At 75.6% G+C, this 20,523-nt stretch carries 22 protein-coding genes; 8 read left to right on the forward strand and 14 right to left on the reverse strand.

Going from position 1 to position 20,523, the window contains the following annotated elements:
- Nucleotides 1–613 precede the first annotated feature (613 nt).
- From HCN08_RS20290 to HCN08_RS20300, 3 genes are all read left to right on the forward strand, one after another.
- Nucleotides 614–1,711, forward strand: a complete 1,098-nt coding sequence (locus tag HCN08_RS20290; RefSeq protein WP_322974579.1) for a PP2C family protein-serine/threonine phosphatase — start codon at nt 614–616, stop codon at nt 1,709–1,711.
- A 116-nt stretch (nt 1,712–1,827) separates the two neighbouring features.
- Nucleotides 1,828–2,658, forward strand: coding sequence for a slipin family protein (locus HCN08_RS20295; RefSeq protein WP_167984594.1), 831 nt, complete (start codon nt 1,828–1,830; stop codon nt 2,656–2,658).
- 68 nt (nt 2,659–2,726) lie between these two features.
- Complete coding sequence (locus HCN08_RS20300; protein WP_240970272.1) at nt 2,727–4,817, forward strand: ATP-binding SpoIIE family protein phosphatase; 2,091 nt, start codon at nt 2,727–2,729, stop codon at nt 4,815–4,817.
- A gap of 221 nt (nt 4,818–5,038) precedes the next feature.
- Here the strand turns inward: HCN08_RS20300 and HCN08_RS20305 are convergent, their stop codons facing one another.
- Nucleotides 5,039–6,337, reverse strand: a complete 1,299-nt coding sequence (locus HCN08_RS20305) for an MFS transporter (RefSeq protein WP_167984596.1) — start codon at nt 6,335–6,337, stop codon at nt 5,039–5,041.
- Nucleotides 6,338–6,375: 38 nt separating this feature from the next.
- Here HCN08_RS20305 and HCN08_RS20310 point away from each other — a divergent pair, with 38 nt between their 5' ends.
- Nucleotides 6,376–6,960, forward strand: coding sequence for a CGNR zinc finger domain-containing protein (locus HCN08_RS20310; protein ID WP_167984597.1), 585 nt, complete (start codon nt 6,376–6,378; stop codon nt 6,958–6,960).
- A 51-nt stretch (nt 6,961–7,011) separates the two neighbouring features.
- Here the strand turns inward: HCN08_RS20310 and HCN08_RS20315 are convergent, their stop codons facing one another.
- The gene (locus tag HCN08_RS20315; protein WP_167984598.1) at nt 7,012–8,598 is read right to left on the reverse strand and encodes a purple acid phosphatase family protein; all 1,587 of its coding nucleotides are present in this window, start codon (nt 8,596–8,598) and stop codon (nt 7,012–7,014) included.
- Between the two features lie 236 nt (nt 8,599–8,834).
- Entirely contained in the window at nt 8,835–9,809 is a 975-nt protein-coding gene (locus HCN08_RS20320; RefSeq protein ID WP_167984599.1) for a LysR family transcriptional regulator, read from the reverse strand.
- 95 nt (nt 9,810–9,904) lie between these two features.
- Between HCN08_RS20320 and HCN08_RS20325 the strand changes: the two genes are divergently transcribed.
- Nucleotides 9,905–11,071 carry a nuclear transport factor 2 family protein gene (locus HCN08_RS20325; RefSeq protein WP_167984600.1) on the forward strand — a complete coding sequence of 389 codons (1,167 nt, stop codon included), beginning with the start codon at nt 9,905–9,907 and terminating at the stop codon, nt 11,069–11,071.
- 44 nt (nt 11,072–11,115) lie between these two features.
- Here HCN08_RS20325 and HCN08_RS20330 read toward each other — a convergent pair whose 3' ends face one another.
- The 11 genes from HCN08_RS20330 to HCN08_RS20380 all read right to left on the reverse strand — a co-directional run bounded on the left by HCN08_RS20330 (nt 11,116) and on the right by HCN08_RS20380 (nt 16,914).
- Entirely contained in the window at nt 11,116–11,400 is a 285-nt protein-coding gene (locus HCN08_RS20330; RefSeq protein WP_167984601.1) for a gas vesicle protein K, read from the reverse strand.
- Nucleotides 11,397–11,627: a gas vesicle protein gene (locus HCN08_RS20335; protein ID WP_167984602.1), complete on the reverse strand. Its 231-nt coding sequence runs from the start codon at nt 11,625–11,627 to the stop codon at nt 11,397–11,399. Before HCN08_RS20335 ends, HCN08_RS20330 begins: the two co-directional genes overlap by 4 nt.
- On the reverse strand, nt 11,624–12,472 hold the full coding sequence (locus HCN08_RS20340; protein WP_167984603.1) for a GvpL/GvpF family gas vesicle protein: 849 nt from the start codon (nt 12,470–12,472) through the stop codon (nt 11,624–11,626). Before HCN08_RS20340 ends, HCN08_RS20335 begins: the two co-directional genes overlap by 4 nt.
- On the reverse strand, nt 12,469–12,843 hold the full coding sequence (locus HCN08_RS20345) for a gas vesicle protein (RefSeq protein ID WP_167984604.1): 375 nt from the start codon (nt 12,841–12,843) through the stop codon (nt 12,469–12,471). The genes HCN08_RS20340 and HCN08_RS20345 overlap by 4 nt, the downstream gene beginning before the upstream one ends.
- Nucleotides 12,840–13,910, reverse strand: coding sequence for an SRPBCC family protein (locus tag HCN08_RS20350; protein WP_167984605.1), 1,071 nt, complete (start codon nt 13,908–13,910; stop codon nt 12,840–12,842). Before HCN08_RS20350 ends, HCN08_RS20345 begins: the two co-directional genes overlap by 4 nt.
- 6 nt (nt 13,911–13,916) lie before the next feature.
- Nucleotides 13,917–14,579, reverse strand: coding sequence for a hypothetical protein (locus HCN08_RS20355; RefSeq protein ID WP_167984606.1), 663 nt, complete (start codon nt 14,577–14,579; stop codon nt 13,917–13,919).
- Nucleotides 14,576–14,848: a gas vesicle protein GvpG gene (locus HCN08_RS20360; protein ID WP_167984607.1), complete on the reverse strand. Its 273-nt coding sequence runs from the start codon at nt 14,846–14,848 to the stop codon at nt 14,576–14,578. Before HCN08_RS20360 ends, HCN08_RS20355 begins: the two co-directional genes overlap by 4 nt.
- Before the next feature lies 1 nt (nt 14,849).
- Nucleotides 14,850–15,578 (reverse strand): GvpL/GvpF family gas vesicle protein, encoded by a 729-nt coding sequence (locus HCN08_RS20365; RefSeq protein ID WP_167984608.1) that lies wholly within the window; start codon nt 15,576–15,578, stop codon nt 14,850–14,852.
- 6 nt (nt 15,579–15,584) lie between these two features.
- On the reverse strand, nt 15,585–16,061 hold the full coding sequence (gene gvpJ, locus HCN08_RS20370) for a gas vesicle protein GvpJ (protein ID WP_322974580.1): 477 nt from the start codon (nt 16,059–16,061) through the stop codon (nt 15,585–15,587).
- Nucleotides 16,062–16,127: 66 nt separating this feature from the next.
- On the reverse strand, nt 16,128–16,445 hold the full coding sequence (gene gvpO, locus HCN08_RS20375; RefSeq protein ID WP_167984609.1) for a gas vesicle protein GvpO: 318 nt from the start codon (nt 16,443–16,445) through the stop codon (nt 16,128–16,130).
- A gap of 94 nt (nt 16,446–16,539) precedes the next feature.
- On the reverse strand, nt 16,540–16,914 hold the full coding sequence (locus HCN08_RS20380) for a hypothetical protein (protein WP_167984610.1): 375 nt from the start codon (nt 16,912–16,914) through the stop codon (nt 16,540–16,542).
- Nucleotides 16,915–17,023: 109 nt separating this feature from the next.
- Here HCN08_RS20380 and HCN08_RS20385 point away from each other — a divergent pair, with 109 nt between their 5' ends.
- The 3 genes from HCN08_RS20385 to HCN08_RS20395 all read left to right on the forward strand — a co-directional run bounded on the left by HCN08_RS20385 (nt 17,024) and on the right by HCN08_RS20395 (nt 20,522).
- Nucleotides 17,024–17,947 (forward strand): aminoglycoside phosphotransferase family protein, encoded by a 924-nt coding sequence (locus HCN08_RS20385; protein WP_167984611.1) that lies wholly within the window; start codon nt 17,024–17,026, stop codon nt 17,945–17,947.
- Nucleotides 17,948–18,212: 265 nt separating this feature from the next.
- Nucleotides 18,213–19,505 carry a geranylgeranyl reductase family protein gene (locus HCN08_RS20390; protein WP_322974591.1) on the forward strand — a complete coding sequence of 431 codons (1,293 nt, stop codon included), beginning with the start codon at nt 18,213–18,215 and terminating at the stop codon, nt 19,503–19,505.
- A 72-nt stretch (nt 19,506–19,577) separates the two neighbouring features.
- Nucleotides 19,578–20,522 (forward strand): aldo/keto reductase, encoded by a 945-nt coding sequence (locus HCN08_RS20395; RefSeq protein ID WP_167984613.1) that lies wholly within the window; start codon nt 19,578–19,580, stop codon nt 20,520–20,522.
- Nucleotide 20,523: the final 1 nt, after the last annotated feature.

The following is a 20,523-nucleotide window of genomic DNA, read 5'->3' on the forward strand; positions in this document are numbered from 1 at the left end:
GAACCACCCCTGATACCCCACGGTGACCTTGCCGACCACGTCTCCGGGCCCGCTGGCGGCCGGCGCCGCGGACGCGCTGTGGGCGGTGCCGAGCCCGGTGAGGGCCGCGGCGGCCGTGCCGCCGGCCGCCGCTCCGATGAACGTACGACGCGAAACTGCCATGGATGCTCTCCGAACGGCGGCGCACGGCGGCGGGCGCCGGGCGCGACGGTGGACTGAGCGCGCGAACCTGCCGTTGCAGTTTCAACTTCAACAGGTGAACTCAGTGCCCCGCGCGCGGCCGTGCCGGAGTGCGGCACGGCCACGCGGGAGTCCGCTGGATTCGGGCTGACCTGCGGTGGGGGGAGGCGTGCGCAGTCCGATGACACACGCCACGCTGAGTGCTTCCGAAAGCGCGGCTGGCTGTACGCAGGGATTCAACTGCTGAAACAAACATCCCGTCAAGGGTCCAGGCCGGATCGGCGAATTGTCCGGGAAGCAGGCTATTTGCGGGCCCGAGGCGGGCATTGCATCCTGTGCAATGACGCCAAAACATCGGATGAGTCGATTCGTGATGTGTCGGACCGCCGCGCGGCCACCCGATAATCCGGATCGTCCCGATACGCTCACTGATGTGACGACGCTCCTGCGGCCCAGCTCCCGCCGTTCCGCCGGCCGCCGGTCAGGTCGCGCCCTGCTGACGCCCGTGCTGCTGACGGTCGCCCTCGGCGTGGCGTCCGTCGCCACGCCCCGCGACGTCGCCGTCAGCCGGCTGCTGCCCGCGGCGCCCGCGCTCGCCGCCTCGATGTGGTCGGTCGCCGCGACGGTCGCACTCGGGCTGCTGGCGCTGATCGTGGTCGTGATCGTCGAGATGGTCTACCACCAGCCGGCCGTGCTGTTCACCGGCGGCGCCATCGCCGCCGTCACCGCCGCCGCCGGCTACGCCTGCCACATCCGGCTGGAGCGCGAGCGGGCGCTGCTCCAGGTCCGCTCGGTCGCCGAGGCCGCGCAGTCGGTGGTGCTGCGGCCGGTGCCGTACCGGGTCGGCGGCATGCGGGTGGAGACGCTGTATCTGGCCGCCGCCGCCGAGGCCAGGATCGGCGGCGACCTCTACGAGGTCGTCGACACCCCGTTCGGCGTACGGCTGCTGATCGGTGACGTCCGTGGCAAGGGCCTGTCCGCGGTGGGGGTGGCCGGCGCCGTGGTGAACTCCTTCCGGGAGGCCGCCTTCGACGAGTCCGACCTCACCGCGCTCGCCCGGCGGCTCGACACCAGCCTGGTCCGGCACGGCGCCGCCTACACCTCCGGCGAGTCCGCCGAAAGGTTCGCCACCGCGGTGCTGGTGCAGATCCCGCACGGCGGCGGCACGGCGGAGGTGGTGAACTGCGGCCACCCGCCGCCCATCGTGATCAGCGGCGCGGACGTCCGGGCCGTCGAGCCCACCGCGCCCTCCCCGCCGCTGAACATGGCCGCCCTGATCGGCGCCGACTACACCGTCGACAGGGTCCCGCTGGCCCCCGGCGACCAGCTGCTGCTCTACACCGACGGGGTGACCGAGACCCGCGACGGCGAGGGGCGCTTCTTCCCGCTGCTGCCCTGGCTGCGCGCCCAGGACCCCGTCCCGCCGCGCCGGCTGCTCGACCTGCTGCACGACCGGTTGCTCAGCTACGGCGGCGGCGGCCTCGACGACGACATCGCGGCCCTCGTCGTCCAGGTCGGGCCCGACACTTGAGCCCCGCCGGGGACACCGCCCCCCGCCTGCGGCTTCACACGTTCACATGCCATCGCGGGCGGGCCGGCGGGATGCGAGGGATGCTGGGAGGTGAGCCGATACCGGGAGGCTGCGCCATGCCGAACATGGGACTCGCCGTCGTGCGCCAGTACGAGCGCGGAGTCGTTTTCCGGCTCGGGCGGCTGCGCGGGGTGCGCAGGCCCGGCTTCCACTTCATGATCCCGTTCACCGACCGCATGTGGAAGGTCAGCCTGCGCACGGTCACCATGCCCGTGCCGTCACAGCAGGTCATCACCCAGGACAACGTGTCGATCGGCGTGGCGGCGGTCGCGTACTTCCGCCGGGTGGACGCCGTCAAGGCGATCGTCGAGATCGAGAACGTCACGCAGGCCGTCGGCCAGATCGCGCAGACCACCGTGCGCAACATCGTCGGCCGCTCGCTGCTCGACCAGGTGCTCACCGACACCCAGACCCTCAACCTCGCCATCCGCGAGATCCTGGACAGCATCACCGAGCAGTGGGGCGTCCAGGTCTTCCTCGTCGAGCTCAAGGACATCCAGCTGCCCACGACGATGCAGCGCGCGATGGCCCGTCAGGCGGAGGCCGAACGCGAGAAGCGGGCCAAGATCATCGCCGCCGAGGGCGAGGCGCTCAGCGCCGGCCGGCTCGCCGAGGCCGCCGACGTCATCGCCGACCACCCCGTGGCGCTCCAGCTGCGGAACCTGCAGATCCTCGCGGACATCGCCGCCGAGAAGAACAGCACCATCGTCTTCCCCGCACAACTCCTCGACAGCGCCCGGGCCGTCGCCCGCTTCGTCGCCGAGGAGAGCGGGCGCGGCCCGGACCCGAACGCCCCGCCGCCGCGTGTCGACCCCGTGGCGGAGCCACCGGCCGTGGGAGGGTCCGACGACCGCGACACTCCGCCGGAGATCGACCCGGGCCGGTGACCCGGCCGCCCGGCAGCGCATCGCGAGCCCGATCGCGGGAACACGAAGTGCAGGGAGACATGACGCCCATGCCCGATCTCGACGTCGCCGACTCCGGCCGCCCCGCGGCCTCGTGCGCGGTCGACCGTGACGGAACGGTCACCGCGTGGGGCGGCGACGCGTTCGTACTGCTGGGCTACGCCGCCAAGGACGCGGTCGGGCGGCACATCGACGATCTGCTCCAGGTCCCCGCCGATCTGCTGCCCTGGGCGGCCGACACCGGCTGGACGGTCTTCGCCCCGGTCCGCGACCGGGGCGGCGACCGGCTGGACGCCCTGTGGTGCGCCGAGCCCCTGGCCACGGCCGACCGCGACCAGTTCTGGGCCGTCCGGGTCGTCCCGCAGGAAGCCGCCACCCGGCACTCCACCGCCCCCGGCGGCCCGCCCGAGCAGGACCACAGCAGCAGGCGGCGGCTCGCCATGGTCTACGAGGCGTCGCTGCGTATCGGCAACACCCTCGACGTCTTCCGCACCGCCGACGAGCTCGCCCAGATGAGTACCGAGGAGTTCGCCGACTACGTCACCGTCGACCTGCTGGAGCAGCTGCTCACCGGCGACGAGGTCGTCGACCCCGCGCCCGAGGGCAGCGTCGTGCTGCGGCGCACCGCCCAGCGCTCGGTGCTGGACGGCTGCCCCGAGGCCGTCGTCGCGCTCGGCGACAAGCACGCCTACCCGCAGGACTCGCCGGCCGGCCGCACCCTGGCCACCGGCCACGGCTTCCGCCAGCAGGTCAACTCCTCCACCCTCGGCTGGTGGTCCGCCTCGCCCGAGCGCCAGACCGCCGTCCAGCGCTACGGCATCCACAGCGCCCTGGTCGTCCCGCTGCGGGCCCGCGGGGTGACGCTGGGCCTGGCGATGTTCTGCCGGCACCGCACCAGGGAGCCGTACGAGGCCGACGACCTCGGCGTCGCCGAGGAGCTGGCCCGGCGCGCCGCGGTCTGCGTCGACAACGCCCGCCGCTACACCCGCGAACGCGCCACCGCCGTCATGCTCCAGCGCAGCCTGCTGCCCGGCACCCTCGCCTCGCCCACCGCCGTCGAGACCGCCGCCCGCTACCGCCCGGCCGGCTCCCGCAGCGGCGCCGGCGGCGACTGGTACGACGTCATCCCGCTGTCCGGCGCCCGGGTCGCCCTGGTCGTCGGCGACGTCGTCGGGCACGGCCTGCGGGCCGCCGCGGCCATGGGGCGGCTGCGGGCGGCCGTCCGCACGCTCGCCGACATCGACCTGCCGCCCGACGAGGTGCTCACCCGGCTGGACGACGTCATCACCCGGCTCGGCCGGGAGGCCGCCGCGGTCGACGGCGCGGGGCCGGAGGAGCAGGGCCTGGGGGAGATGAGCGCGACCTGCCTCTACGCCGTCTACGACCCCGTCTCGCGCTACTGCTGGATGGCCAGCGCCGGCCACCCGCCGCCCGCCGTCGTCACCCCCGAGGGCGAGGTCACCTTCGCCGACGTGCCGATCGGGCCGCCGCTGGGCATCGGCGGGCTGCCCTTCGAGGCGATCAACCTGCGGCTGGCCGAGGGCAGCCTCATGGAGTTCTACACCGACGGCCTGGTCAAGGTGCCCGGCTCGGACGTCGACGAGGCGATGGAGACGATGCGCACGGTGCTGCGGGCCGCCGACCGCCCGCTGCAGCAGACCTGCGACCTGCTGCTGCGCACCCTGCTGACCGCGCCGCCCACCGACGACGTCGCGCTGCTGCTGGTCCGCACGCGGGCGCTGAGCGCCGACAACGTCATGTCCTGGGACGTCTCCGACGACCCGGCCGAAGTCGCCGGTGTCCGCAGGCGCGCCAGCGACCAGCTCAGCGCGTGGGGCCTGGACGAGGCCGCCTTCACGATGGAGCTGGTCATCAGCGAGCTGGTCACCAACGCGATCCGGCACGGCCGGCAGCCGGTGCGGCTGCGGCTGATCAAGGACGACGCGTCGCTCTTCTGCGAGGTCTCCGACGGCAGCAACACCGCGCCCCACCTGCGCCGCGCCCGCGTCCTCGACGAGGGTGGCCGCGGCCTGCTGCTCGTCGCCCAGCTCACCGACCGCTGGGGCACCCGCCAGACGCCGGTCGGCAAGATCATCTGGACGGAGAACGACCTCACGTCCGCCCCGACCCCGACGCTCTGACCTCCGGCCGGGCTGTCCAGGGCCGGGGCGCGCGTGGCCCCGCGCGGCGGGGCTCCGGCGGTCCGCCGGGGAGTACGTGGCGGGGCCGGCGCGGGGCTGCGTTCCGGCGTTCCGCCGGGGATACGCAGCCGGGGCCGGTCCGCGGCCCGGCGGCTGCGGGGTCAGGCGGCGTCCCGGGCGCCGGTGCCGTACTGCGGCCGGGTAGCCCGCCGGGCCGGGGGTCAGGCGGCGTCCCGGGTGCCGGGCGCCGTGCGGCGGCCGAGGGGCTTGCCGGCGGCTGCCGCGAGGGCGGCCACGGTTGCCGCCGCGGTCAGGGCCGCCGGGAGCGACCGGGTCGCGAGGGGGCCCGCCACCGCCGCGCCCGCCGCGTAACCGGTGAGCTTCAGGCTCGCGCCGGTCGTGAAGACCCGGCTCCGCGAGGACTCGGGCGCCTCCCGGTGGCGTACCGCGAACAGCGCGGTGAGCTGCGGCCCCTCCCCGACGCCGGCCAGCGCGAAGGCGGCCACGAGCAGGCCCGGGCGACCCGGCACCGCCAGTGCGGCCAGCGCCAGCGCGGCGGCCTGGACCACCGCGCCGGCCACGACGACGGTCTCGGGCCGTAGAGCGCGCGGGAAGCGGGCCATCACCGCGCCGGCCCCCAGTGCCGCCACCGCCGTGCACGACAGCAGCGCCGCCCCCTGCCCCGCCCCGCCGAGCACCCGCTCGCCCAGCAGCGGCAGGCACGCCGCGGCCATCCCCTGCGCGGCGCAGCACCCGACCGACACGCCCGTGACCCGCGCCAACGCCCGGCTGTCGCGGAGCACCCGCAGCCCCTCGGCGAGATCGCGCGCCACGGACGCCACCGGTCCCGTGCGCCGCCCGGCCCGGGCCGCGGGGCCGGGCCGGCGCGGTCCTCGGGTCAGACCCCGCGCCACGGACGCCCCGGGCCCCGCCGCCGGGGCGGCCGGCCGTCCGGGGCGGCCCCGGGGCGGTAGGTACCAGGCGGCGGGGGCCGCCGCGGCGACGAGCGCGGCGGAGAGGGTCACCGCCGTGGGTGCGCCCAGGGTCTGCGCCGCGGTGGCGGCGAGGGCGGGGCCGGCCAGGGTCGCCAGGGTGAAGGTCAGGGCGTCGAGGGCGTTGGCCCGCGGCAGGGTGTGCGGCGGCACCGCCCGGGGGAGTTGGGCCGTCCAGCCGCCGGAGAGGGCCGGCGCCAGGAGCCCGGTCAGCGCCGCCGCCGACACCGTGACGGGGAAGGGAACCCGCCCGAGCGTCGCGAGCACGAGGGCGAGACCGGCCGCGTAGAGCACCAGCGCCGCCGCCAGCAGCCGGCCGGGCCGCTCGCGACGGTCGAGCAGCGCGCCCAGCAGCGGGCCGCCGGCCGCCGCCGCGACGGTGAGGCCCGCGAGCAGCGTGGACGCCCGCGCCGCCCCGCCGGTGAGCGCGTACCCGGCGAGCATCAGCGCCGGGCCCGACATCTCGTCGCCGGTCCGCGCGGCCACCGCACCGCCGAGATACGCACCCAGTCCGTAACCCTTCTTCACCGGGGAGACGTTACGGACGTCACTCAAAACAGCGCAATATGCGTTACATTGCCGGCGTGCACCCCGACGACTGGTCCGCCCGCCACTCCGTGGCCGCCATGGCCCGCCGCACCGCCGCCCTCGTCAACGCGCTCGCCCCCGAAGCGCCCGACCCCCGCGGCATCGCCGCCCTGCTGCGTGCCCACGGCGAGACCGGCCCCCTCGACCTCACCGCCGCGGACGTCACCCGGATGCGCCGGGCCGCCGCCCTGCTGCGGGAGGTCTTCGCCGCGGCCGGCACCGGCACCGCCGCCGACGCCCTCAACCGCCTGCTGCGCGAGCACACCGGCCCGCTCCGGCTCACCTCGCACGGCGCCGGCACCCCCTGGCATCCGCACCTGGACCGCGACGACGACGCCCCCTGGGACGAGTGGTTCCTCGCCTCCTCCTGCCTGGCGCTGACCGTCCTGCTGTGGAACACCCAGGAGCCGCCCGGCCGGATCTGCGCGGCCCGCAGCTGCGGCGACGTCTTCGTCGCCCAGGGCCGCGGCCCCGAGCGCCGCTACTGCTCGCGCCGCTGCGCCACCCGCGAGCGCGTCGCCGCCCACCGCCGGGCCCGCGCCGCCGCCGTCCCGCCGGCCTGACCCGCGGCTCGGGCACGCCCCGCGCCCGCGGCCGGCGGCGGGAGCAGGCCGTCACCTGGCGCGGCGCGCCACCGTGAAGTGGTCGATGCGCTCGCCCGTCTCGGCTATCGCGGACACCGTCAGCGTCGACTCGTGCCCGGAGCGGGCCGGCTCGACGTCGACCGACACGAACGAGTAGCCGGTGTAGCGGACCCGCGACCAGTGCACGGACTCCTTCACCTGGCCGCCGCCCTTGGCCGAGTGCCAGGTCTGGACGGTGTCGACCTCGTTGAGGTGGCCCTCGTACGAGTCCGGCGCCGGGAAGTCGTACAGGCTGCGGCCGGCGCCGCCCGCGGTGATGTAGACCGTGCCGTCGCCGGCCGGGCGGGTGGTGTCGCCGATCCGCACCTGGCGGCTCACCCGGCCGCCGCGGATCGCGTCGGTGCGCTCGTACACGTGGTTGTGGCCGTTGATGACCAGGTCCACCTGGTGCTTGTCGAACACCGGCACCCACTCGGCCTGCACACCGCCGTCCGAGGCGTGCGAGTTGGTGGTGGAGTAGGCGCAGTGGTGGAAGAAGACCACCAGGAAGTCGATGCCCCGCTGCTTGCGGTACGCCGCGAGCGTGCGGTCCAGCCACCCGGTCTGGCCGCCGCCGGAGATGCCGTAATTGGCCGGGATCTCGTAGGACACGTCGTTGGCGTCCAGCGCGATCACCGCGGTGTTGCCGTAGACGAAGGAGTACGCGCCGGGCTGCGTCGCGGAGTTGAAGCCGTGGCCGGGCAGCGTCCAGCGGGCCCGCTGGCCGCCGTAGCCGTTCGGCGAGTACCAGGCCTCCATGTCGTGGTTGCCGGTCGTCACCATCCACGGGATCTTCGCCGCGACCGACTCGGTCTGCGCCAGGAACTGGTCCCAGGTGCGCGCGTCGTAGTCGGCCGCGTCGCTCGCCTGGCCCGAGCCGTCCGGGTCGGCGTAGCAGATGTCGCCCGCGTGCAGGTGGAAGGCGGGGTTGCGGGCCAGGATCAGCGAGTCGTTGGCCAGCGCGTGGTAGCTGACGCCCTGGTCGCCGAACGCGGTGAAGGTGAAGCGCTCGCTGTGCGCGGGCGCGGTGGTGAAGGAGCCGATCGTGGCGAAGGCCGCGGTCGTCGCCGGGTCGAAGCCCTCGTGGCCCACCCCGTAGTAGTACGTGGTGCCCGGCCGCAGGCCGCCGAGCTGCGCGTGCAGGTAGAACTGGTCGACCGCGGGGAGCTTGCTGTTCAGCAGCTGCGGGGTGTGCAGGTCCCGGACCTCGGCCTCGATCTTGTGGCTGAGCGACCAGGGCTGCAGGCCGATCCGCACGAACGGCTTGCGCACCGCGAGCGGGACCTGCCAGGAGATCGTGAACTGCGTCTTCGGGTCGGCGCCGAACTGCAGGTGGCGGCCGAACGGGGCGACCAGCGCGCCGTCCACGCCGTGCCCGGTCGCCGGCCGGTTCAGCAGCGCCGGGCTGGCCTGGGCCGTCCCGGTGAGCAGGCCGGAGGCGGCGGCGGTGCCCGCGGCGGTCAGGCCGCCGAGCACGACGCGGCGCCGGGTGAGCTTCGCGCGCAGGTACTCGTGCTGCTCGGCCATGCTCATCCGCTGCGCGAGCGACGTGTCCATACCCATACGAGGAGTGTCCATGCCGCGCAATGTCGCAGCGGTCGGCAACGGCCGTACGTCTCACGCGTGAACGCGGGGCGGCGGCCGACCTGCGGCTGGGCCCACGCGAGCCACACCCGCCACTCTCGCCCCGGGGGTTTCTCTGGCGCCGCGTCAACTCACCGCAGAACCAGGTGGATTGGCGCGAGTATCGCGCACCGCCGCGGCGGCGTCGATCCGCGGTTGCACACCCGCCGCGCCCCCGGCGGCCGGGCCCGTCAGGCGGTCTGCGCGCGGGCCCCCGCCGCCGGTGCGGCCCGCGGCGCGGGCAGCGGGCCCGCCGGGCGACCGGCCGCCGGCGCCAGCCCGCCCTCGGCGGCGCAGGCCGCGAGGCGGTCGAGCAGCAGCGCCGCGTACGGATGCGGCTCGCGCCGCGGGGTGATCGCGTAGACGCCGCGGGAGGGCGGGTCCACCAGCGGTACGGCGGTGACGTCGGCGCGCAGCGCGGCCCTCAGGACGCCCGGCACCAGGGCGACGGCATGGCCCGTCGCCACCAGGGCGAGCTTGCCCGGCAGATCGGCCGCCGCGAGATCGACCCGGGCCGTGACGCCGGCCCGGGCGGCGTGCCGGCGCAGCAGCGCGGCCGAGCCCTCGTTGTCCTCGGCCCAGGTCCGGCCGGCCAGCGCGGCGATCGGCAGCGGACCGGGCCCGGCCAGCGGATGCCCCACGGGCAGCACGACGACCATCTCGTCCAGACCCAGGAACCGCCGCTCGACCCGCGCGTCCTGCGGCAGCCCGGGCGGCGCGTCCGTCACCACCCCCACGTCCAGATCCCCGGCCGCCACCCGGGCGTGCAACTGCCCGCTCAGCGCCGGCAGCAGGCTCCACCGCACCGGCCCGGCCGCCTCCAGCACACCCCGTACGGCCGCCGGCACGATCTGCGCGGCCAGCGACGGCGTCGCCCCGACCGCCAGCGGCCGTACCGCGCCCCCGTCACCCGCCTCCCGCGCGGCCCGCACCGCCCGGTCGGCCTCGGCGAGCGTGGCCTGCGCATGCCGCCGGAACGCCTCCCCGGCAGGGGTGGGCCGCACCCCGCGCGCGTGCCGCTCCACCAGCGGCACGCCGAGCTGCCGCTCAAGACCGGCGATCTGCCGGGAGACGGCCGACTGCGTGTGGTGCAGCTCGGCCGCCGCCGCGGACAGCGAGCCGAGCCGGCACACCGTCACGAACGTCCGCCACACCACCAGGTCCATCGCGCCAGTATGCGCGCCGGCCATGCGCGCCCTGCAGGGCAGCCCTACCGGATCTGCGGTTGTCGCAGCGACCGCGGTGGACCAGGCTGGCACCCATGACCACCGCACACACCGTCGCCGTCCTGGGCCTGGGCCGTATGGGAGCCGCGATCGCCCGCCGCCTCACCGAGCAGGGCCGGGAGGTCGTCGGCTGGACGCGCTCCGGGCGCTCCGCCGGCGACATCCCCACGACGGACAAGCCCGCCGACGCCGTCGCCGGCGCCGACCTCGTCCTGCTGGCCCTCTTCGACGGCCACGCCTGCCGGGACGTCCTCGACGCCGTACGGGACGCGCTGCGCCCCGGCACCGTCGTGGTGAACACCAGCACCATCGCCCCGGCCGAGGCCGAAGCGCTCGCGCAGTCCAGCGGCCCGTCGTACGTCCACGCGCCCGTCCTCGGCTCCACCCCCGCCGTCGCCGCCGGCAGCCTCCAGGTGCTCGCCGCGGGCGCCGATGACGCCTTCGACAAGGCCCGGCCGGTCCTGGAGCAGCTCGGGAACGTCCGCCATGTGGCCGACGCCCGTACCGCCGCCGCCCTCAAGCTGGTCGTCAACAGCACCATCGCCGGCTCCGTCCTCGCCCTCGGCGAGACACTGCGGCAGGCCGACGCCCTCGGACTGCCCCGCGAGCAGGTCCTGGACGTCCTCGAACTGAGCCAGCTCGGCAAACTCGCCGCCGCCAAGCGGCCCTTCCTGGCCGACCCGTCCGCCGCGGCCACCCGCCCGGCGCAGTTCACCATCGGCGCGCTGACCAAGGACATGGACCTGCTCACCGCCGCCTCGGGCGCCCCGCTGCCGAGCGCCGCCGCGCTGGCCGAGGCGCCCGCGGGCCCGCACGCCGACATCGCCGCCGCCGCGACCGCCCCGGCCGTCGACGACGCGGTCCTGGCACCCCTGCGGGCCTACATGCGCGGCCACGCCACCGGCGACCCCGCCCACTTCCGCGCCGCCTTCCTGCCCACCGCCCGGATCGAGGGCCTGCGCGACGGCACCTTCGTCTCCTGGGACCTCGACGACTACTGCGCCCTCTTCCCCGGCCACCCGGCGCCCGACGAGGCGGCCAGGACCCGCCGTATCGACGCCGTCACCGTCCACGGCACCGTCGCGACCGCGGCGATGACCCTGCGGTACGGCCCCGAGACCTTCACCGACGTCTTCCTGCTCGCCCGCACCGACGGCGACGGCTGGCGCATCGCGAGCAAGGCGTACCACCGGCACACCTGAGCGCGGCGGGACCGGGACCCGCGGCGCTGCTCAGGTGTGCCGCGTCACCAGTCGCGGTCGGCGAGCAGCGGGCCGAGCGGCCCGAGGTCGAGGTTCAGGTCCTCGCGGCGCAGCCCGTGCCGGGTGCACAGCTCGTCCATCGCGCGGTCCAGGTGCATGAGGGTGACGCCGAGGCGTTCCTCCTGCTCCGCCGTCAGGCCGCCCTGGTCGATCCGCCGGACGGCCTGCCGCTCCATCAGCTGGCGGACCAGCTCCACCAGGGTGAGCACCAGGCCGACCAGGTCGCGGGCGGCGCTGTCCGGGTCGAGGTCCAGCCGGGGGCCGCTCACAGCAGGCCCCCGTCGCTCCAGGGCGCCGGGACGCGCTCGCTGACCGACGCCAGCAGGGCGTGCAGGGAGAGCCGGACCAGCGGCACGTCGGCGATCGCGATCACCACGTCGCCGCTGATCACCACCCCGGTGGCGAGCACCCGGTCGAGCAGGTCCACCAGCGGCACGCCCAGCGGCGCGCCGCTGTCGGGCCCCACCCACGGGACGACGCCCGTCGCGCCGGTCACTCGCCCTCTCCCGCGGTTTGCCCGGTGAAGGAGTACGGCACCCACGGCCCGGACAGCTCCACGTGCAGCCCGAGGTCGCGGTACGTGCCGGCCAGCGCCCGCACCGCCGAGGCCAGTTCGGCGGCGCGGGCGTCGTCCACCAGATACGCGGCGTTGAGCACCTGGTGCCGGTCCCGGCCGGTGACCTCGGTGCCGTGTGGACGCCGCCGTACCGACGAGACGGCGAAGGCCGCCGCGGTGTCGTGGGCGTGCCGCGCGGCCCGCAGCGCCGCCTCCTGACGGGCCGTGCGGTCCCGCTCCTGGCCGCGTACCCGCGCCAGGTACGCCGCGCCCTGCCCGCCGGCGGGCACGGGGGAGGGGTGGCCGGCGGCGGGTGCCGCGGACGCCTCAGGGCGCCCCGCCGAGACCTTCAGCGCCCATTCGGCGCGCCCGGTCACCAGCTCCAGCGCGGCCAGGAACTGCTGCCGCCGCGCGTCGAGCGCGGCCACCGCCCGGCGGTCGTCGGTGAACAGCGTGGCGAGCGGCAGCGGTACGACGGGCCCGCCCGCGGCGGCGGCCGTCACCACGGCGTGGTGGGCCCGCGCGCACACCTCCAGCCGCGCCGGATCGGCGAGCCGGCGGCGCAGCGCGTCCTCGGTGAAGTCCGCCGCGGGCACGTCCTGCACCAGGGCCCGGAGCCGAGCGGCCAGCGGCAGCAGCCGCAGGGCGCCGCCGCCTTCGTGGCCGCCTTCGGGGCCGGCGGCGGGCGCGGCCGGCCCGTCGCCGCCGAGGATCGCGAACACGCAGGTCACCGTGGTGCCGGTGGCCGGCGCGGCGAGGGCGGGGAGCTGCTGCGCGGCCGTCATCCCGCGTCGCCGCCCTCGGGGTCCCCGGTGCGGGAGCGCCGCCGCGGCGGGCGCTCGCCGCGGGTCTCCAGCTCGGCCAGCCGCTCCCTGAGCTGCTGGTTCTCCCGGGTCAGGGCATGCTCGGCGGCACGTGAGGAGAGCGCCGGGTCGGTCTCCCACCAGTCGATGCCGGCGAGCTTGGCGGTCTCGACGGAGGAGACGAACAGCCGCAGCCGGATGGTCAGCAGCTCGATGTCGAGCAGGTCGATCTTGATGTCCCCGGCGATGACGATGCCCTTGTCGAGGATGCGCTCCAGGATCTCGGCGAGGTTCGCCGTGGCCGGGGTCGGGCCGTACGGCTCGGCCGCGGTGGTGTACTCCAGCGCGGTCACCGCCGGCTCCGGCGGCGCCGCGGGGCCTGCTCTTCCTCGTCGTCCTCTTCTTCCTTGGCGGGCTCCTCCTCCTCGCCCTCTTCCCCTTCCTCCTCGTCCTCGGGCTCGCCCTCCTCCTCGTCCCAGTCCTCCTCGCCGTCCTCGCCGGCACCCTCGCCCTCGTCGTAGGCGTCCTCGTCCTCGGGGCCGTAGTCCTCGTCGTCCTCCTCCGGCCCGTTCTCCCCCTGCTCGTCGTCCTCCAGCCCCTCCTCGTGGGAGCGGACGACCTCGCCGTCGCGGATCTCGCCGCGCCAGCCCTCCACCTCGTCGTCGGCGTGCAGGGTGACGTGCCGGCCGAAGTGCTTGAGGTCCAGCCGCAGCCGGCGGCCCTGGGCGCGCCAGAGGTTCGCGGTCTTCTCGAAGAAGCCCGCGGGGGTGTACTCGACGACCACGAGGATGCGCGTCAGGCTGGGCCCGAGCTCATGGAAGCTCACACAGCCCGTGGTGCTGCCCTTGGCGCCCTCCGAGGTCCACACGATCCGCTCGTCGGGGATCTGCTCCTGCGTCGTCGCCTTCCAACTGCGGCTGGAGGGGCCGATCTTGAGATTCCAGGTGGTGACCTCGTCCTCCTCCTGGGAGACGCCCCTGACGCCCTTGGTGAAGCTGCTGAAGTCCTCGAACTGCGTCCAGTTGTCGTACGCGGTGCGCCGGGAGACCCCGACGTCCAGCGACTCGACGATGTTGACGGCCTTGACGTTCTCGCCCGTGCCGCTGCCTCCGCCGCCGCCGACGGTGTCCTTGACCTTGCCCACGACCTTGTCCTTGGTGTCCTTCGCCTTCTGCCCGACCATCGCCTTGAACGGCGAGTCCCCGTGCAGCATGCGGTTGCCGGCGCCGAGCATCCCGCCCTGGCCGTCGGCGACGTCGGTGAGCCGGTCGGTCAGACCGGAGACCTTGTCGCCCGCCTTCTGCGTCCACTCGTCCGCGAGCCCGCCCAGGAACTTCCCGAACTCCTGGCGCAGGTCGCCGAAGCCGGTGAGGCCGCCGGACTGCTCGCTTTCCTTGCCCTTGGGGCCCTTCGGTGCCATGTCCGCCTACCTCCCGTGCCGCTTGGCGGCGCCGTGCGGCCTGCCCGACCCCGCGTGGTCCGCGGCGGCCTTCTTCCCCGCCGCGGCCTTCTTGCGGGCCGGGACCGCCTTCTTGGCGGCGGTCCGCTTCGCCGGGGACTTCTTCGCCGGCGCCCGCTTGCGCGCGGCGGCCTTCTTCGCCGGGCCGTTGAGCCGGTCCCAGTCGGTACGACGGGAGGCGCGGCGCCCGCCCTCCCGCCCGCCGCCGCCCTGCGCCGGCTCCTCCTCTTCGGCCCCGTCGCCCTCGCTGCCCTCGCCGGTCTCCTCGCCCTCGTCCTCCTCGAACTCCGCCGCCTCCTCCGCCTCGTCGTCCTGCGCGCCGCCGCGCCCCTTGCCGCGCTGCCGCAGCGACTCCGCCAGCGCGGTGAAGCCGCGCTCGGCGGAACCCGACGCGGCGGAGCGGGCCGCGGCCAGCAGCTCCCCGCTGATCTGGTCGCGCAGCGGCTCGAAGCGCGGGTTCTCCCGCAGCTGGCGCATCCCCTCGGCGGCGAGCCCCGCCGGGCTCAGCCCGAACCTGCGGCCGGCCAGGAAGGTGGCGATCGCGAGCGCCGTCCTGGCCTTGCGCGTGCGTCCGAGGACGTAGCCGCCGGCCATGGCCGCTGCGACCGCGGTCTTGCATGAGCTGTTCATCGGCGAGCACCTCTCGAATGATGGGTCGTCTTGCGGCGGACCGGCCGGGGCCGTTCCAGCAGGTCCAGCAGCCGCTCCTCCTCGGCCTCGAAGCCCGCGTCGTCGATCTCGCCCTCGTCGTAGGCGCGGTGGAGCGCCGCGAGCCGGGCCCGCAGCACGGCCGGGTCGTACATCTCGTCGAGCGCGGTGTCCAGCAGCTGCTGGGAGACCCAGGTGACGCCGCGCACGGGAGCGAGCGGCAGCAGCAGCACCCCGCTGAGCAGCCCCATGTCAGACCCCGGCCGGTGCGGCAAGGCCGCAGAAGCTGTAGCAGGGCAGCGGTCCGGCGAGCCGCAGCTCGGCGCGGTCGGCGAGCTGCGGGCCGAGGTCGTCGACGACGGCCCGGCAGTCGGCGACGCGGTCCGCGGCCACCAGGAAGGACACATTGAGCACCCCGCCCGGCACCTCGGCGCCGGGGGCGACGTCGTCGGCCAGCTCGGTGAGCACGTCGGCCACCTCCCGCGCCGCCGCGAGCGCCCGCCGCCGCAGGCCCGCCATGACGGCCTCGCCGAGCCGCACGCTGGTGTCGTAGCCCGGCCGCCGCCGGCTCTCCTGCCGCAGCCGCGCGACATGGGGGTCGGTACGGACCAGGGCCGCGATGCCGTCCTCGACGGGGGCGGCCTTGAGGTTCATCTCGAAGCGGCCCTCGACCCGGTCGAGCGCCGCCGCGTAACTCCCGGCGCCCTCCCGCAGCCGGGCGAGGACCGCCTCCTCGTCGGCGGCGACCGCGCCGAACCGGGTCGGCAGCAGCGCGCCGCGGCCGGCGAAGGCGAGCTGGACGTCCTGGTGGGCCCGCAGGTCCCGGCGGCGCGGCCGGAGCTTGTCCGGGGCGGCGCTGACGACCGCGGCGAGGCCGCCGTACGCGGGGGTGCGGACCCGGGCCGGCGGGTCGCCGATCCCGCGGATGCCCGGCGGGGCCGCGAGCCCGGCCCGCGTCACCCCGTAGACGTACACGCTCACCGCACGTCAGCCTTCCTTGCCGCGGCTCTTGGCCCGGGAGCCCGACCGGCCGCCGGCGCCGCCGGCGGCGGCACGGCGGCGCGGCCGGTCCCGGTCCCGGTCGTCCTCGGCGGGCTCCTCGTCCTCGTCGCCGAACCCGAGGGCGTCCTTGACCTTGCCGCCGACCTTGCCGCCCAGCGACCGGGTGGCCTTCCTGGCGCCGGCCCGCCCGACGGACCCGGACATCCCGCCGAAGAGCTCCGGCACGGTCCGGCTGCGCGAGTCGCGCTCCAGGTCGAGCCGGTTGCACACCTCGGCGAAGCGCAGATACGTGTCGACGCTGGCCACCACGACGCGGGCGTCGATCTTCAGGATCTCGATGCCGACCAGGGACACCCGGACGAACACGTCGATGACGATGCCCCGGTCGAGCACCAGGTCCAGGACGTCGTAGAGGGTGCCGGTGCGCGGGGCGCAGACGACTTCATCGGCTATGACGGTCACGGCGATACCGCTCTTTCTGTCGGAAGTCCGCCGGCCGTCCGCGCGGGACGGCGGCGCGGGGCGGGACTAGGAGTCGGCGACCCCCCGGCAGTAGCGGCGCACCCGGCGGTAGCCGCGCAGGGTGCCGTCCCCGGCGAGCTGCACCTCGTAGGTGGCCATCAGGCTGGTGGTGTCCGGGATCCGGGCGACCTCCACCACGTCCACGGACACCAGCCAGCCGTCGTCCTCGGTCGGCGTGACCTCGGAGCACCCCTCGGCGATCCGCCCGGTCAGCTTCCCCAGGCACCGCGCGGCCTCCTCGGCCGCCCCCTCCGCGCCGGAGGCCCGCCTCTTGCCCTGACCGCGCGTCGCCGTCGACGACCGCCGGCCATGTTCTTCTGCCATGCCCTCACCCGCACCCGCGAGGGTCCGCACGCGCTGATGGACCATCCGGAGAGGGTCGGGCACCGCCTAGCGGTATCGACCTGGCTGTGTTGACCTAGCGGCCCAGCCGGCGCACCTGCCACCACGTCAGGCCCGCGACCGCCGTCGCCGCCAGGGCGACCGCGGTGGTGCGCGGCAGCCGGCTGCCGCCCGCCGGGGTGCGGGTGCGGGTGCGCTGCGCGCGTACCGCGCCGTGCGACTGCCAGCTCAGCACCGAGGCGTACGACTGGCCCGACAGCCAGCAGCCGAACGACTGGAACGAGCCGGCCGACAGCGCCGACATCGACGACCCCAGCGAACCGAAGGAGCCGAACGAGGCCACCGAGGCGATGGACAGCGCCGAGCCCGCCGAGCCGATCGACAGGACGGACTCCGTGGAGCCGATGGACAGCAGCGAGTTGTGCGAACCGATCGACCAGCGTGAGGACATGACGCCATTGTTCCCCCGCGGCGCCCGGGCCGCCCGTGCGCGGCGCACCGGCGGCCGGGCGCCGAATACCGTTTGACGCCCCCGCGCGGCCGGTGATCGGATGCCGGGCATGAGCGCAGGTCAGACGCACCCCGGCAGCGATCCCGGCATACCGGCCCCGGACGGCGGCCTCGTCCGGCGGCTCGTCGCCGAGCAGTTCCCGCGGTGGGCGGGGCTGCCCGTGCGGCGGTGGGCCTCCGGCGGCACCGTCCACGCCGTCTACCGGCTGGGCGACGCCCTGGCGGTGCGGCTGCCGCTGGGGGAGGGCGGCGCCGCGGACATCGCGCGGGAGCGGGACCTGCTGCCGCGCCTCGCGCCGCACCTGCCCGTACGCATTCCCGAGGAGCTGGGCGCGGGCGAGCCGGCGGAGGGCTACCCGTGGCCGTGGTCGGTGCACCGCTGGCTGCCCGGCACGCATCCGCAAGCCGGCGCGCTGCACGACCCCGTAGGGCTCGCCGAGGATCTCGCGGGCTTCGTCGCGGCGCTGCGGGCCGTGGACCTGCCGGACGCGCCGCCGGCCCACCGGGGCGGGCCGCTTTCCGCCCTCGACGCCGAGACCCGGGCGGCGGTCGGGGCGCTGCGCGGCATCCCGGAGGAGGGCGTGGACTGCGACGCCGTGCTCGCCGTGTGGGCGGAGGCGCTGCGCGCCCCGGCGTGGCAGGGGCCGCCGGTGCCGCTGCACGCCGACCTGATGCCGGGCAACCTGCTGGTCGAGGACGGCAGGCTCGCCGCGGTCATCGACTTCGGCTGCGCGGGGGCCGGCGACCCGGCGTGCGACCTCTTCCCCGCCTGGAACCTGCTGCCGCCCCCGGCCCGCGCGGTCTTCCGCCGGGCGCTGGACGTGGACGACGCGACCTGGACCCGCGGCCGGGCCCGTACGCTCTCGCAGGCGCTGATCGCCCTGCCGTACTACCGCACCCGGAACGAGGCGATGGCCGGCAACGCCCGGCATGTCGTCCGCGCGGTGCTGGACGATCTCGCCCGCGCGCGCTGACCGCGCTCACCCGAACGGGCCGGTGCGGGACGCCGCCGGCGGGGTAGCCGAGGGCCAGGGGCAGTCGGGGGCCGCTTCGGGCGACCGGATGGCGGGTAACGATCGGTGGGTGAACGATGAGAACGGCGAGAACGGCGAGAACGGTGAGTACAACGGGCACGACGGGCACGACGAGAACGACGGGAACGCGGTGAACGACGCGCGCGGCGACAACGGCGCGCCGGAACCGCCGCACCCGGCCCCCTCCGGCGCCGGCTCCGCGGCCGTGGCGCAGGACGCGCAGGTCATCGTGGTCGGCGCGGGCCCGGCCGGATCGAGCGCGGCCTACCACCTGGCGCGGGCCGGTGTGGACGTCCTGCTGCTGGAGAAGGACGACTTCCCGCGGGAGAAGGTGTGCGGCGACGGGCTCACCCCGCGCGGCGTGCACCAGCTGCTGCGGATGGGTATCGACATCGACGGCGACGGCTGGCACCGCTCGCGCGGCATGCGCTGGGTGTGCGGCGAGCGCCGGGTGCTCATCGACTGGCCCGCGGGCGCGCGCTTCCCCGACTTCGGACTGACCCGCACCCGCCATGACTTCGACGAGATCCTGGCCCGGCACGCGCAGGCCGCCGGCGCCCGGCTGCACACCGGGGTGAAGGTCACCGCGCCGCTCACCGACCGGGTCGGCCGCGTCGTCGGCGTCCACGCCACCGCCGGGCCCGACGCGCGGCCGGTCGTGCACCGCGCCCCGCTGGTCGTCGCCGCCGACGGCGCCTCCGCGCGGCTGGCCGTCGCGCTCGGCGCCCACCGCGACCAGGCCCGCCCGATGGCCACCGCCGTGCGCCGCTACTTCCGCAGCCCCACCCGCTCCGGCGAGGACTACCTGGAGCTGTGGGCCGACCTGCGGCTGCCGGGCAGCCGGGACTGGCTGCCCGGCTACGGCTGGATCTTCCCGCTCGGCGACGGCCGGGTGAACGTCGGGGTGGGGGTGCTGGGCCGGCGCGGCAAGCGCTCCCCGGACCTGCGTGCGTCGCTGGCCGACTGGCTGGCCAGGACCCCGCCGGAGTGGGGCCTGGACGAGGCCGGCGCGGACGGGCCGCTGCGCAGCGCCGCCCTGCCCATGGGCCTCAACCGCCGCCCCCAGTACGGCCGCGGCCTGCTGCTGGTCGGCGACAGCGCGGGCACCATCAGCCCCTGGAACGGCGAGGGCATCTGCCAGGCCATGGAGTCCGGCGAGGCCGCCGCCGACGTCGCCGCCCTCGCCCTGACCCGCCCGGCGGGCGCCGGCCGCGAACGGGTCCTGCAGAGCTACCCCGCCGTCCTGGACCAGCGCTGGGGCCGCTACTACCGCCTCGGCAACGCGGCGGCCACCTACGTCCTCAGCCGCTCCGGCTTTGAGCCCGTCCTGGCCCGGATCATCGACCGCCCCGCCCTCGTCGACGGCATGGCCCGGCTGCTCACCAACCTCACCGACGACCCCGGCCGGGACGCGATCGACCATGTCGTCAACGCCCTGGTCCGCCTCACCCCCGGTCCCTCGCGCAGGACCGCCCGCAGAGCGGTGCCCAGCCGCTGACCTGCCGCCGCGGCGGCACACCGGGGCGCCGGGACCGGAATAACCGGGCCGCGCCCCGGTGCTGCACGCAGCATGACTGGACTTCACAAGCTCGGCTCGTCGGACATCGAGGTCTTCCCGCTGAGCCTGGGCGGCAACGTCTTCGGCTGGTCCGCGGACAAGGCCGCCTCCTTCGCCGTACTGGACGCCTACACCGAGGCGGGCGGCAACTTCGTCGACACCGCCGACAGCTACACCGCCTGGATCCCCGGCAACTCCGGCGGCGAGTCGGAACGCATCATCGGGGAGTGGACCGCCGCCCGCGGCAACCGCGACAGCGTCGTCATCGCCACCAAGGTCAGCCGCCACCCCGACTTCCTGGGCCTGCGCCCCGAGAACATCAAGGCCGCCGCCGACGCCTCCCTCAGCCGGCTTCGCACCGACCGCATCGACCTGTACTACACGCACTTCGACGACCCCGAGGTGCCGGTCGAGGACATCATCACCGCCCTGGACGAGCTGGTGACGGCCGGCAAGGTCCGGGCGATCGCCGCCTCCAACATCAGCCCCGAGCGGCTGGCGCAGTCCCTGGACTTCTCCACCCGCGAGGGCAAGGCCCGCTATGTCGCCCTCCAGCCGCACTACAACCTGATGTCCCGCGACACCTACGAGGGCCCGCTCCAGGACATCGCCGTACGCCACGGCCTCGCCGTCGCACCGTACTTCTCGCTGGCCGCGGGCTTCCTGACCGGCAAATACCGGGCCAGCACACCCGTGGAGAGCGCCCGGGCCGCGGGCGTCGCCAAGTACCTGGGCACCGAGCGCGGCGACCGGGTCCTGACCGCGCTGGAGCAGACCGCCGCCGCGCACGGCGCGCAGGTCGCCACCGTCGCGCTGGCGTGGCTGGCCGCCCAGCCCGGTGTCGTCGCGCCCATCGCCAGCGCCCGCACCCTCGACCAGCTGCCCGCGCTGCTGGCCGCGCCCGGGCTGCGGCTGACCGACGCCGAGGTCGCCGCGCTGACCGCGGCCTCCGCGTAGA

The sequence above is a fragment of the Actinacidiphila epipremni genome, assembly GCF_012034175.1.
Taxonomy (GTDB): domain Bacteria; phylum Actinomycetota; class Actinomycetes; order Streptomycetales; family Streptomycetaceae; genus Actinacidiphila; species Actinacidiphila epipremni.

What these genes read in the sequence shown, in the direction of transcription:
- HCN08_RS20395 (WP_167984613.1), top strand. Translation starts at nt 19,578, where the DNA reads ATGACTGGACTTCACAAGCTCGGCTCGTCGGACATCGAGGTCTTCCCG.
- HCN08_RS20320 (WP_167984599.1), bottom strand. Translation starts at nt 9,809, where the DNA reads ATGGACCTGGTGGTGTGGCGGACGTTCGTGACGGTGTGCCGGCTCGGC.
- HCN08_RS20300 (WP_240970272.1), top strand. Translation starts at nt 2,727, where the DNA reads ATGCCCGATCTCGACGTCGCCGACTCCGGCCGCCCCGCGGCCTCGTGC.
- HCN08_RS20295 (WP_167984594.1), top strand. Translation starts at nt 1,828, where the DNA reads ATGCCGAACATGGGACTCGCCGTCGTGCGCCAGTACGAGCGCGGAGTC.
- HCN08_RS20325 (WP_167984600.1), top strand. Translation starts at nt 9,905, where the DNA reads ATGACCACCGCACACACCGTCGCCGTCCTGGGCCTGGGCCGTATGGGA.
- HCN08_RS20315 (WP_167984598.1), bottom strand. Translation starts at nt 8,598, where the DNA reads ATGGACACTCCTCGTATGGGTATGGACACGTCGCTCGCGCAGCGGATG.
- HCN08_RS20360 (WP_167984607.1), bottom strand. Translation starts at nt 14,848, where the DNA reads ATGGGGCTGCTCAGCGGGGTGCTGCTGCTGCCGCTCGCTCCCGTGCGC.
- HCN08_RS20355 (WP_167984606.1), bottom strand. Translation starts at nt 14,579, where the DNA reads ATGAACAGCTCATGCAAGACCGCGGTCGCAGCGGCCATGGCCGGCGGC.
- gvpO (WP_167984609.1), bottom strand. Translation starts at nt 16,445, where the DNA reads ATGGCAGAAGAACATGGCCGGCGGTCGTCGACGGCGACGCGCGGTCAG.
- HCN08_RS20385 (WP_167984611.1), top strand. Translation starts at nt 17,024, where the DNA reads ATGAGCGCAGGTCAGACGCACCCCGGCAGCGATCCCGGCATACCGGCC.
- HCN08_RS20340 (WP_167984603.1), bottom strand. Translation starts at nt 12,472, where the DNA reads ATGACGGCCGCGCAGCAGCTCCCCGCCCTCGCCGCGCCGGCCACCGGC.
- HCN08_RS20350 (WP_167984605.1), bottom strand. Translation starts at nt 13,910, where the DNA reads ATGGCACCGAAGGGCCCCAAGGGCAAGGAAAGCGAGCAGTCCGGCGGC.
- HCN08_RS20310 (WP_167984597.1), top strand. Translation starts at nt 6,376, where the DNA reads ATGCGTTACATTGCCGGCGTGCACCCCGACGACTGGTCCGCCCGCCAC.
- HCN08_RS20380 (WP_167984610.1), bottom strand. Translation starts at nt 16,914, where the DNA reads ATGTCCTCACGCTGGTCGATCGGTTCGCACAACTCGCTGCTGTCCATC.